Raw genomic sequence first — 12,258 nt, 5'->3', positions numbered from 1 at the left:
TGTACCAGCTATGCCAGTACTCTCTTGAGTAGCAGAATCCACGCTGAAGAAGAACCATGCCGCTAGCGACGGCGGTCGTTCCGCAACATCGACAACACCGGAGCCACATCCGGGCGCTTGCCACGCCAGACGTAAAACGCTTCTGCGGCCTGCCCGACCAGCATCCCTAAACCGTCGATCGTCTGTGCTGCCCCGAGGGCACCGGCCCAGGCGTTGAATACCGTGGCCTGATCTCCGTACATCATGTCGTAGGTGATGGTGTGATGTGCTACCAGCTCATCGGCCAGCGGTGGCAAGTCGCCTCCCAGGCTGGCAGAGGTGCCGTTGATAATCAGATCAAATGGCCCACTCAACCCAGCAAAACCGCTGGCGCAGATGTTGCCCAGATCACTGAAATCTGCCGCCAGTTGCTCCGCCTTACTCACCGTGCGGTTGGCGATCACCAGCTCTGCCGGGTGTTCTTCCAGCAGGGGCTGCAGCACACCTTTAACGGCACCACCGGCTCCCAACAACAAGATACGTTGCCCAGCCAATGGCACCTGGTGTCGTTTCAGATCCAGCACCAGTCCGGCACCGTCGGTGTTATCTCCCAGCAACGAGCCATCCGGCTGTTTTTTCAGGGTGTTGACGGCACCGGCTCGCCGGGCCCGGTCGGTATAGGCATCGGCGAGCTGATAGGCCTCTTCCTTGAACGGTACGGTGATATTCATGCCACAACCGCCACCATGTTCAAAAAACAGCTGGGCGTCGCGCTCAAAACCATCGCGCGGGAATAACAGCGCGGTGTAGAGAATGTCTTCGCCGGTTTGCGCCGCAAACTCGGTGTGTATCAGCGGTGACTTGCTGTGCCCAATGGGATTGCCCACAACGGCGTAACGATCGGTCATACAGAAACTCCTGCGTATCCTGGCGATGGTGTGTCAACCCGGTGCTCAGACCCAGTCTTTATGAGGCAAAAAGTCGGTGTATAAACGCGCTTCGGCCGATCCCGGTTCTGGCTGCCAGTCGTAATCCCAGTGCACCACCGGCGGCAAGGACATCAGAATGGATTCAGTACGGCCACCGGTTTGCAAACCAAAAATCGTTCCACGATCAAACACCAGATTAAACTCGACATAGCGGCCACGGCGATAACACTGGAACTTGCGCTCACGCTCACCCCAGGGCTGGTCTTTGCGACGCGCCACAATCGGGACATAGGCATCAATATAGGCATTACCCACCGCCTGCATAAAGGCAAAGCTTTTGTCGAAATTACGCTCGCCATCCCATTCGTTGAGGTCATCAAAAAACAGGCCACCAACGCCTCGGGTTTCGTTGCGGTGCTTGAGGAAAAAGTACTCGTCACACCACTGTTTGTATCTCGGGAAGACTTCATCACCAAAGGGGGCACAGGCGTCCTTGGCGGTCTGGTGCCAGTGCACCACATCCTCTTCGTATGGATAAAACGGCGTCAGATCCAGACCACCACCAAACCACCACACCGGCGCTTCGCCGGGTTTTTCGGCCACAAACAGCCGTACATTGGCGTGTGATGTCGGCACATAGGGGTTTTCCGGGTGTATCACCAGCGAGACGCCCAATGCCTGAAAACTGCGTCCAGCCAACTCCGGCCGGTTGGCCGTCGCCGATGCGGGCAAGGTTTGCCCACGCACATGGGAGAAATTCACCCCACCTTTTTCAATCACCGCCCCATTGGCAATCACACGGGTACGGCCACCACCAAGCAACTGCAGGCTGCCCTCGGCTTCGTCCCTCTCCCAGGTGTCTTCACTGAAGCGGGCCTGGCCATCCTGCTGCTCCAGTGCAGCGCAGATACGATCCTGTAAATCGAGTAAAAAAGCTTTGACTGCGTCGACGTCGCAGTGGCTATGATCGGTCATTAAAAGAGGCTCCTGAGGGTCGACGGGCATCAGCGCAAGCGCGTGCCGTCCAGAGTTCGAATTTCGGAAGGTTGACGACGGCCGCCCAGTACACCAGGCAGTAAATAATCCAGATCGTCGGCAAAATACTGCCGCACCTTCAGCGCCGTGCGGGCAGGCTCGGCTCCGGCCGGATTGGCAGAGGTCGAGACCAGTGGCCCGACCTGTTGGCACAAGGCCGACACCAGTGGATGATCGGCAATACGCACAGCCAGCGATGCATGCTCGCCCCGTAACAACGGACTGACGTCATCCCGGCAAGGCAACACCCAGGACACCGGCCCTGGCCAGCTGGCACGCACCTGAGCTTCATCACTGCTGCTCAACGGCAAGAGCCAGTCATCCAGCTGTGATAACGAGGCAGCCACCACCACCAGACCTTTTTGCCACGGCCGCTGTTTTAACGCCAGTATCCGCTCGATCGCACGTTCATCCGCAGGGTGACAACCCAGCCCCCAGACGGCTTCGGTCGGATAGGCAATCACGCCACCGCTGTTCACGGCACGGCACGCCTGCTGCAAATGCCAGGCATTAAGGTAAAAAGACAAGGTGCTTTCCTGCAAGATAATTGGCCGAACCCTACCCCATCACCGGAAGCTCGACAAGCATCCGCCAGCGCAACGTGCTGGCTGGCTGATTGAGAGCAGATTGTTTGGCTGTTGGGTATCCTTGCGCTTTCGTCGGTGTGGGGGACATATATTTAATCCTGCACGGCTCTGCGCGAGTATTGCCGTTGTTCAGGACAAGGCGACGAATGCAGCGAAATGACGAGTCCTTTTCAAATTTGTCAACACCGCACTGGACGGCTGCTCATTATCCCCGACATTTCAATGATCGTTTCCTACGAGGTTGAAGCCTCAATAATTCGCGTAATGCGAGTTCTACATCAGAAGCAACAATTCCCCATCGACTGACTATATCCAGTGGGCAAACTAACGCCGTGCTCTGCGGTAAATTTGGAACGCAGCGGAAAATTTATCCGACAGCCTACGCTCGTTACACGTTTAGTCCAGCTGAGTAAAGACTTCCGGGTGTTGTTCTGCAATACGTAGAAGAGCCACAGCCGGGCCTTGCGGTTCGCGGCGGCCCTGCTCCCAATCTTGGAGCGTACGCATGCTAACGCCCAGCAACCCCGCAAATGCTGATTGAGACATTTTGAGCTTTGAGCGGATCACTTGCGGTGGCGAAGGCTCCGAAAGCTCTGTGGTTTTTAATTGAACCGTACCTTTCTTGTACTGCTGAATTTCTCTAATGCCACCCAGAATCTCAGCACCAATATCTCGCTTACTCATGATCTATTGCCTCTGCAATTTGTTTCAAAACATGACCAGGAATTGTAGGTCGCTCCGATTTACTATAAATCGTAAGCATCCAAATCTCATGATCAGGCCTCTTCCAATAGTAGATAACTCTAACACCACCGCTTTTTCCCTTTCCAGCGGGAGCCCAGCGAACCTTCCTAACACCACCGGAACCCTTGACGATATCGCCAACATCGGGCTTTTGTATGAGGTAAGTCTGCAATGCACGATAATCTTCATCTGAAAGGTAATCTGAGAGAAGTTTCGTGAAAACACTGGTTTCGATAAATATCATAGCACCACACTATACGGCATTGCCGTATTTTGCAAGAGGGTGATTAAGCAGTGTAACTGCCTTTGACTGCAGGAAATTTGCCGCACAGTGGTAAATTTGTTATGTTTATTTCGCTATAACTTCTATAGCTGTAACCGTTAATCGACTAATAATTACCCCAGAAATAACCGCAGATATAAAAGCCAAAACTGCCGTCAAAATCCACCCCTTCCTTAATTCATCTCTTGTATGAAAGTACTCAATAGCTTTCGCCGCCACGTATAAATAAGAATCTTCATTTTCACCTAAAATCATTATTTCTTTATAGGTTTGATTTTCGTCACCTTGGGAGTAAGCCTGGAACAATCTTACCTGCTGATAAGTATCCAGAGCTCCATCTTCTTTGTTAAAAATCGGACCTGTAAAACCGATGTAACCAGCATCGATCAAGGCAGCTAATGCATAAAAATCACGATGATCATTGTGTTTTCGAACCATTATTGAGGATAGCTCTTTTATCCCTACATCATCATTATCAAATATATGCTTTAGTATTTCGTGATGTGACCTCTTCATATTAATCCTTGGTAACCCTCTGTATCTTAGACTCCAATCAGGCCAGCCCTCAGCGCAAACGCCGATAGCCGCCCGGCTCCTGTACCAGCCAGCCTTCGAGTTCCAGCTCCAGCAGATTCGCCATCAACGAGGAGACCGATTCGCCAGTACGAATGGCCAGTACATCAAGGCTGGTGGTCGAGGCAAAATCCAGTTCCGTTACCAATGCGGGGGCCGCCGGGCTGGCTGTGGTCGGAGTCGCTGTGGCTGTTGACGATGCAGATACCGGGGCTGACGGTGCCGTCAGGTCAAATAACGCCAGCTCTTGCAGAATGTCTTCGGCATCCCGCACCAGCAGTGCACCATCACGAATCAGCTGATGACAACCGGCGGCCAGTGGGTTGGTGACTGCACCGGGCAAGGCCATGACTTCCCGCCCTTGCTGGGCCGCCAGCCGGGCGGTAATCAGCGAACCGCTTTTGATCGCGGCTTCAACCACGACAACCGCCTGACACAAGCCACTCACGATCCGATTACGGCCAGGAAAGAAGGATGCCTGGGGCTGGGTACCCACTGGCAACTCCGACAAGACCAGGCCTTGCTGGCGTATTCGGTTGTACAGTTGCCGATGACGTTTGGGATAAACCACATCGGCACCACAACCCAGCACCGCTACCGTGCTGCCTCCACTATCCAGCGCCCCCTGATGCGCCGCCGCGTCAATGCCCAGTGCCATACCACTCACGACGCACACACCGGCCCGGGCCAGGTCAGCAGCACACTGTCTGGCCCAGTCACGGGCATAAGGGGTGGGATTACGACTGCCGACCATGGCCACCAGCGGTTGTTGCAGCAGCGCCGGATTACCGCGCCAATAAAGCCACAATGGGGCATCACTGAGGCTTGCCAGGGCTGTTGGGTAGCGGGAATCGTCGCAGGTCAGTACGCCCTGGCCCGGCTCTGCTTGCCAATCCAGTAAGGCATAAAATACATCGGTGAGGGGTTGTTGCTGATATTGCTGTACCGCGGCCGGTTGCAGCCCCAGTGCCAACAACTCATCAGAGGTGCAGGCAAGCAGCGCATCGAGGCTGCCCAGCTGTTCGCGCAGTTGATAGAGAGTGGTAACGCCCACCCCACGTACCTGGCGCAGACGCCACCAGGCTGCTAACCGCTCATCCATGAGCATGGCTCCTACTGTTTTCTGTTCGTTAACACGCCTGTCTGACGGTCTGGCCTGCAGCGCTGTTATTCAGGGCTGGTGAATTTATCGCCAACTTTTAATGGCCGTGTTGCCCGCATGATCAAGGCATAGGACAGTTTTTCGAAGGTACGGAAGACCATCATGCTGCCTGCGCGCTCTTCTGGCAGCACGACTTTTTCGTCGGCAGCCCGGTCAAACACCACCGCACCGGCTTTTTTCAATATCAGCACATCGCCGGGTTCCAGGTAATCCCGTTCGCCCCGGTTCAAGACCACAACATCATACTGTCCGACCTGGGAAACGCCGTCCGAAACCGCCAGGATCTGACCAGCGACCTTGCCGTTAGGGCTTTTGGGGAAATACTGGGTGATCAGTTCGCGGTCTTCGGTGGGCAACAAGACGTCACCTACAGCGACTTGCTGGTTGGTACGATCCAGTTCTACTGTGCCAATCTCGCCATTACGGGCAATGACGCGGGCAAGGCCGATATCAATCGCTTCCAGACCCAGAATCTCTTCGGTTTCCGGGTCGGTATACAACTGACCCTGACGGAAGATGCCAAAGGCATCGGCGCTGTGGAGTTTGAAATCACCGCGGGCATACACCCGGCTGCCGGCTCCCATCAGCAGGTGGTCATCCACCCCTGACAGAATGCGTGGTGCATTGGTCAGAGTATCACCGTCGACTACCCGGTGTTCACGCAGGAAACCCCGGATGGCACCAACCGGAATCGCCGGAATCGCCGACTCAATTGATTCGATCCGCGCCGTTGGCTGCAATTTAACCGTTCCCGGGCTGAGTTTGACGGTGCGGCTGGCATCACCACGGCTGACAATGCCCACTCGGGTTTCGCCGTTGATTGTCATCAGGCCAATCACATCGCCAGGAAAAATCAGGTGTGGATTGCTGATTTGCGAATTCTGGTACCAGATTTCCGGCCACATCCAAGGGTCATTGGTATAGCGGGCAGAGATATCCCACAGGGTATCGCCCTTAACAACCACGTACTCACGAGGGGCGTCTGGTAACAACTGCAACGCCGAGACATTCGCGGTTATACAAATCAGCGCGGCAAACAGCAGGCGCTTGATGGTTTTGCTCATCCTCTATTCCCTTTATCATTCCGATACTAACGTTAATCGTATTCACCGGGGTGGTGGCAGGCTAAGCTGGACAGGTTAACACCAGCCCGCGCTCGGCAATTGCAAGCCGGGCAAGTTTAACAAGCCACTACCCCCAAGTTCTATAAGCACAGTTGATCTATGGCCATTCTGGAAATACTTGAGTATCCCGACCCGCGTTTGCGCACTGTTGCCGCGCCGGTCACACAGGTTGACGATCGTATCCGCACGATCCTCAACGATATGTTTGACACCATGTATGACGCCCCGGGTATTGGTCTGGCGGCGACACAGGTCAACGTCCATGAACGCATCATTACGATTGATGTGAGCGAAGACAAGACCGAACCGCTGGTGTTTATCAATCCTGAGATCCAGGTCCTCGAAGGTGAGCTGGAAACCATGCAGGAAGGCTGTTTGTCGGTGCCCGGCTTTTATGAAGACGTGACCCGCATCGAGCACTGTCTGGTGAAAGCCCTCGACAAGGACGGCCAGCCGTTCGAACTGGAATGCACCGGCCTGTTGGCGGTTTGCATCCAGCATGAAGTCGATCACCTCGAAGGCAAGCTGATGGTCGATTACCTTTCCTTGCTGAAGCGTAATCGGATCAAGGACAAGCTGGAGAAAAAACACAAGGCGGAAGCCCGTCAGGGGAAACGCTGATGGCCCTGCGTATTGTTTTTGCCGGTACACCAGACTTTGCCGCCAGCCACTTGCAGGGGTTGCTCGCAAGCGAACACGATATCGTCGGGGTTTATAGCCAACCGGACCGGCCAGCGGGACGGGGTAAAAAACCGCAACCCAGCCCGGTCAAGCAGTTGGCGCTGCAACACGAGATACCGGTATTCCAGCCGCTGAATTTCAAGACGCCAGACAGCGTCGAGCAACTCGCCAGCCTGAATGCCGATCTGATGGTTGTGGTCGCCTATGGCCTGATTCTGCCAGAGGTCGTGCTGGACACTCCCCGTTACGGTTGCCTCAATGTGCATGCCTCGCTGTTGCCTCGCTGGCGCGGCGCGGCACCGATCCAGCGTTGTATTGAAGCGGGCGACACGCTCACCGGTATTACCATCATGCAGATGGACGTCGGTCTGGATACCGGCGCCATGCTCAATATCGTCAGCACAGCTATTCTGCCCGATGACACCGGTGGCAGCCTGCACGATCGACTGGCCGAACTCGGGCCACCGGCCTTGCTCGCCACTCTGCAACAGGTAGAAGCCGGTACGCTGACGCCTGAAGCGCAAGACGATGCCCTGGCCAACTACGCCCACAAGCTGACCAAGCAAGAAGCCCTGATCGACTGGCAGCAGCCCGCCACTGAGCTGGCGTTACGCATACGGGCCTTTAATCCCTTTCCGATGGCCTACACCCTGTTAAACCAGGATCGTGTCCGGGTACTGGCGGCAGAGGCACTGGAGACATCCGATAGTGCCGCACCGAGTGCCATACAGGAGAGCCTGACACCGGGAACAATTGTTGCCGTCGGCAGCCAGGGGCTGGATATCGCCTGCGGCAGCGGCCTGTTACGCCTGACTCGGGTGCAGCTGGCCGGTAAAAAACCCATGAACGTGGCCGATCTGATCAATGGTCAACCACATCTGTTTCAACCCCACTACGTACTGGCATCCTCCCTTTGAGCCGAACACATCCGCTATTGTCGACATCCACCCATGACCCGCGCGCCCTCGCCGCCATTGGTTTGTATCTGGTCGAGGGCGGCCAGTCACTGAATACGCTGATGCCGGCGCTGGAGGGCCAGGTGGAAGACGTCGACCGAGGGTTCCTGCGCGACTTGCTGCTGGGCAGTTGTCGTTATTATTTCCGCCTCAATGCCATTGCCAAGATCTTGCTCAGCAATGCGTTCAACGACGAGCAGGAAGTGCTGCACTGTTTGCTGATTGTGGGTCTCTACCAGCTCGAAATCCAGCACAAGGCCGCCCATGCCGCCGTACACGCGACGGTAGAGGCCTGCGATGAGCTGGGCCATGGTCAGGCCCGAGGGGTAATCAATGCCTGCTTGCGCCGTTATCAGCGCGAGCAAACCGCTCTGGCGGCCCAACTGGCGGACAACCCGGTCACCGCCACCAGCCACCCCAAATGGCTGGTCAAGATGCTGACCAAAGCCTGGCCGGAGCAATGGCCCGAGATACTGCACAACAATAATCAGCTGCCGCCGTTGTGCTTGCGGGTCAATCGCCGTCAGGGTGAGCGTGATGCATATTTGCAGCAGCTGCAAGCACTCGGAATCGAAGCCCGTCCGGCGCCGTTTGCGCCCCAGGGTATTTACCTCAATGAGCGCTGCGATGTCACCACGCTGCCCGGGTTTATGGAAGGTGCGGTCAGTGTCCAGGACGAAGCCGCTCAGCTGACCGCTGACTTGCTCGCGCCCCGGGCAGGGGAACGGATTCTTGATGCGTGCGCCGCTCCCGGTGGCAAAAGCTGCCATTTGCTGGAGCTGGCCGATATCGATCTGACGGCGGTCGACCTCGAACCCGGCCGAATGGCCCGGGTGGAAGAAAACCTCGCCCGCCTACAGCTGTCAGCCACGCTGCACAGCGCTGATGTTGCCGAGACCGATCAATGGTGGGATGGCCAGTTGTTTGATGCCATTTTGCTCGATGCTCCCTGCTCTGCCACCGGCGTTATCCGCCGTCACCCGGATATCAAGCTGTTGCGGCGGCGTGAAGATATCGCCCGGTTGGCCGAAATTCAGGCACTCTTGCTGGATGCCTGCTGGGCGATGCTCAAGCCCGGTGGCCGCTTGTTGTATGCCACCTGCTCGGTATTGCCGCAGGAAAACAGCCAGCAAATCGAAACCTTTGTCCAGCGCACCACTGCCGCTGGTCACTCTGACGTCACGCTTTTGTCACTGGACAAGCCGTGGGGAAGCGCCTGTAATGCCGGGCGTCAGCTGTTCCCTGCGGCCGACAGTACCGACGGCTTTTATATGGCCTTGTTACGCAAAGACATTGCCACTTCATCTGCCACTGACCATGGGGACTCCGTGTAGCCATGAAAATTATTATTCTCGGCGCTGGCCAGGTCGGCGGCACCCTGGCTGAAAACCTGGCCGTCGAACACAATGACATTACGGTGGTGGATACCGATCAGGTACGGCTGCGAGAGCTGCAGGACCGTATCGATATCAAGACGGTCTCCGGTCATGGCTCTTACCCTCATGTCTTGCGCGAAGCCGGAGCCGATGACGCCGATATGCTGGTGGCCGTCACCAATTCGGATGAAACCAATATGGTGGCCTGTCAGGTGGCTTATTCGTTATTCCGGACGCCAACCAAAATCAGCCGGATTCGCTCCAATGCCTACCTGAAGCAACCGGATTTGTTCCGGGTCGATGCCTTCCCGATCGATGTACTGATCTCCCCTGAGCAAGTAGTTACCAACTACGTACGCCGCTTGCTGGAGTATCCCGGTGCGCTGCAAGTGCTCGATTTTGCCGACAAACGCGTGCAGCTGGTGGCTGTTACCGCCTATTACGGCGGCCCGCTGGTGGGTCAGGCAATCCAGCAATTAAAGAGCCACTTGCCCGATGTCGACACCCGGGTGGCAGCGGTCTTCCGTCGCGGCAAGGCGATAGAGCCAACGGGTGACACCATTATCGAAGCCGATGACGAGGTGTTTTTTGTTGCTGCCAACGCGCACATCAAAAAGGTGATGTCCGAGTTACGCCGCACCGAAGACTCTTACAAACGCATTATCATTGCCGGGGGCGGTAATATTGGTTATCGCCTCGCCAAAGAGCTGGAAGCCACCTATCACATCAAGATCATGGAGCGTAACCGCGACCGCGCCCGCTTCCTCAGCGAGAACCTCAATCACGCCGTGGTACTGCTGGGCACCGCCACCGACAAGGCGCTGCTGGAAGAAGAAAATATCGAGAATACCGATGTGTTCTGCGCCCTGACCAACGATGACGAGGTCAATATCATGTCGTCGTTATTGGCCAAACGCTCCGGCGCCCGCAAGGTCATGACGCTGATCAACAAGGCCGCCTATGTCGACCTGGTGCAGGGTGGCTCCATCGATGTTGCCATCTCCCCCCAGCAGGCCACCATTGGCAGCCTGCTCACCCACGTACGCCGCGGCGACGTAGTGAATGTGCACTCGTTGCGACGTGGTGCCGCAGAAGCCATTGAGGCCATCGCCCATGGTGACAGCCACTCTTCCAAGGTGGTCGGCAAGGCCATCCGTGAAATCCAGCTGCCACCCGGCACGACCATTGGTGCCATCGTTCGCGGTGAAGAGGTCATCATGGCGACCTCGGAAGTGGTGGTGGAATCGGATGATCACGTCATCCTGTTTGTGATGGATAAACGTCATATTGCTGATGTGGAACGGCTGTTCCAGGTTGGGCTTGGTTTCTTCTAATACAAATACAGACGTAAGGCGAACCGGATTATGCATATCTCCGTGATTGCACGGGTATTGGGTATCTTCCTGATGTTGTTCAGCTTGACCATGCTGCCCCCTATTCTGGTCTCTTTGTGGTTTAACGATGATGCCCTGCCTGCGTTTGTCAGTGCGCTGGCGATTACCTTTGGCCTCGGCTTTTTATGCTGGCTGCCGGTGCGCCATGAACATCACGACCTGCGCACCCGGGACGGTTTTGTGATCACCGTGCTGTTCTGGATTGTGCTGGCGTTGTCGGGGTCGTTTCCCTTTATGCTGTCGGACAACCCGGGGCTGAGTTTTACCGACGCCTTTTTTGAATCGCTGTCTGGCTGGACCACTACCGGGGCGACCATTATGACCGGCCTCGACCAGCTGCCCGAGAGTATTCTCTGGTATCGCCAGCAGCTGCAATGGCTCGGCGGTATGGGGATTATTGTGCTTGCCGTTGCGGTACTGCCGATGCTGGGCATTGGTGGCATGCAGCTGTTCCGGGCCGAAACACCCGGGCCGCTGAAAGACTCCAAACTGACACCCCGTATTACCGAGACCGCCAAGGCGCTCTGGTATATTTATCTGAGCCTGACCATTGCCTGTGCGCTGGGTTATTGGCTGGCGGGGATGACGCCGTTTGATGCCGTCAGCCACAGTTTTTCCACCGTGGCGATTGGCGGATTTTCAACCCACGATGCCTCTATGGGTTACTTCGACAGCGCCACCATTGAGATGATTGCGGTCTTTTTCATGCTGACTTCATCACTCAATTTTGCGCTGCACTTTTACGCCTGGCGCTACCACTCCCTGTCGCATTTTATTCGCGACTCCGAGCTCAAGTTCTTCTTTGCCGTGATGGCCGGAGGCATCGCCCTGACCATTCCGGCCTTGTGGCTGACCAACACCTACGAGCTGCCCGAGGCAGTACGTTACGGTATTTTTGAAACCGTTACCGTGGCCACCACGACGGGGTTCAGTACCGCTGACTTTTCTGCCTGGCCGATTTTCCTGCCCGTATTGCTGTTTATGATGGCCTTTATCGGGGGCTGTGCCGGTTCAACCGGCGGCGGTATGAAGGTGATTCGGGTGCTGCTGATTTTCAAACAGGGAAATCGTGAGATTAATCGGCTGGTGCACCCCAATGCCGTGATTCCTGTGAAAATCGGCCGTCAGCCGGTATCCGAACGGGTACTGGAAGCCGTGTGGGGATTTTTTGCCCTGTATGTTCTCACCTACATGGTGATGATGCTGCTGCTACTGGCCACCGGGCTCGACCACGTAACGGCCTTTTCCGCCGTCGGTGCCTGCCTCAACAACCTCGGTCCGGGCCTTGGAGAAGTGGCCACTCACTACGGTGATATCAGTGATGCTGCCAAGTGGATTTGCGCTCTCACCATGCTGCTGGGGCGGCTGGAAATTTTTACCTTGCTGGTGCTGATCAGCCCATCGTTCTGGCGCGGCTGAGTGCGCCCGCAACACG

At 56.1% G+C, this 12,258-nt stretch carries 13 protein-coding genes; 5 read left to right on the top strand and 8 right to left on the bottom strand.

The window, feature by feature from the left end; all coding sequences use genetic code 11:
* Positions 1-62 precede the first annotated feature (62 nt).
* The 8 genes from aroE to Q4551_RS01045 all read right to left on the bottom strand — a co-directional run bounded on the left by aroE (position 63) and on the right by Q4551_RS01045 (position 6,356).
* Positions 63-887 (bottom strand): shikimate dehydrogenase, encoded by an 825-nt coding sequence (gene aroE, locus Q4551_RS01080; protein ID WP_303431269.1) that lies wholly within the window; start codon positions 885-887, stop codon positions 63-65.
* 45 nt (positions 888-932) lie between these two features.
* Positions 933-1,883: an oxygen-dependent coproporphyrinogen oxidase gene (gene hemF / locus Q4551_RS01075; protein WP_303431268.1), complete on the bottom strand. Its 951-nt coding sequence runs from the start codon at positions 1,881-1,883 to the stop codon at positions 933-935.
* Positions 1,884-1,912: 29 nt separating this feature from the next.
* Entirely contained in the window at positions 1,913-2,470 is a 558-nt protein-coding gene (locus Q4551_RS01070) for an L-threonylcarbamoyladenylate synthase (RefSeq protein WP_303431267.1), read from the bottom strand.
* Positions 2,471-2,926: 456 nt separating this feature from the next.
* On the bottom strand, positions 2,927-3,214 hold the full coding sequence (locus Q4551_RS01065) for a DNA-binding transcriptional regulator (protein ID WP_303431265.1): 288 nt from the start codon (positions 3,212-3,214) through the stop codon (positions 2,927-2,929).
* Positions 3,207-3,518 (bottom strand): transcriptional regulator, encoded by a 312-nt coding sequence (locus tag Q4551_RS01060; protein ID WP_303431264.1) that lies wholly within the window; start codon positions 3,516-3,518, stop codon positions 3,207-3,209. The genes Q4551_RS01065 and Q4551_RS01060 overlap by 8 nt, the downstream gene beginning before the upstream one ends.
* A gap of 105 nt (positions 3,519-3,623) precedes the next feature.
* A complete protein-coding gene (locus Q4551_RS01055) occupies positions 3,624-4,073 on the bottom strand; it encodes a hypothetical protein (RefSeq protein WP_303431263.1) in 450 nt (149 codons plus the stop codon).
* A gap of 49 nt (positions 4,074-4,122) precedes the next feature.
* Entirely contained in the window at positions 4,123-5,232 is a 1,110-nt protein-coding gene (gene dprA / locus Q4551_RS01050) for a DNA-processing protein DprA (RefSeq protein WP_303431262.1), read from the bottom strand.
* Between the two features lie 65 nt (positions 5,233-5,297).
* Positions 5,298-6,356 carry a LysM peptidoglycan-binding domain-containing protein gene (locus Q4551_RS01045; RefSeq protein ID WP_303431260.1) on the bottom strand — a complete coding sequence of 353 codons (1,059 nt, stop codon included), beginning with the start codon at positions 6,354-6,356 and terminating at the stop codon, positions 5,298-5,300.
* 159 nt (positions 6,357-6,515) lie between these two features.
* Between Q4551_RS01045 and def the strand changes: the two genes are divergently transcribed.
* The 5 genes from def to Q4551_RS01020 are packed head-to-tail and all read left to right on the top strand — an operon-like array spanning position 6,516 to position 12,242.
* The gene (def, locus tag Q4551_RS01040; protein WP_303431259.1) at positions 6,516-7,037 is read left to right on the top strand and encodes a peptide deformylase; all 522 of its coding nucleotides are present in this window, start codon (positions 6,516-6,518) and stop codon (positions 7,035-7,037) included.
* Positions 7,037-8,014 (top strand): methionyl-tRNA formyltransferase, encoded by a 978-nt coding sequence (gene fmt, locus Q4551_RS01035; protein ID WP_303431258.1) that lies wholly within the window; start codon positions 7,037-7,039, stop codon positions 8,012-8,014. The genes def and fmt overlap by 1 nt, the downstream gene beginning before the upstream one ends.
* Entirely contained in the window at positions 8,011-9,387 is a 1,377-nt protein-coding gene (gene rsmB, locus Q4551_RS01030; RefSeq protein WP_303431257.1) for a 16S rRNA (cytosine(967)-C(5))-methyltransferase RsmB, read from the top strand. The genes fmt and rsmB overlap by 4 nt, the downstream gene beginning before the upstream one ends.
* A gap of 2 nt (positions 9,388-9,389) precedes the next feature.
* On the top strand, positions 9,390-10,763 hold the full coding sequence (trkA, locus tag Q4551_RS01025; RefSeq protein ID WP_303431256.1) for a Trk system potassium transporter TrkA: 1,374 nt from the start codon (positions 9,390-9,392) through the stop codon (positions 10,761-10,763).
* Between the two features lie 30 nt (positions 10,764-10,793).
* Positions 10,794-12,242, top strand: coding sequence for a TrkH family potassium uptake protein (locus Q4551_RS01020; protein WP_303431255.1), 1,449 nt, complete (start codon positions 10,794-10,796; stop codon positions 12,240-12,242).
* Positions 12,243-12,258: the final 16 nt, after the last annotated feature.

It is taken from the genome of Oceanobacter sp. 5_MG-2023 (genome assembly GCF_030548165.1).
Classification (GTDB): Bacteria; Pseudomonadota; Gammaproteobacteria; order Pseudomonadales; family Oceanobacteraceae; genus Oceanobacter.
This window is presented reverse-complemented; position numbering and strand designations above follow the sequence as displayed.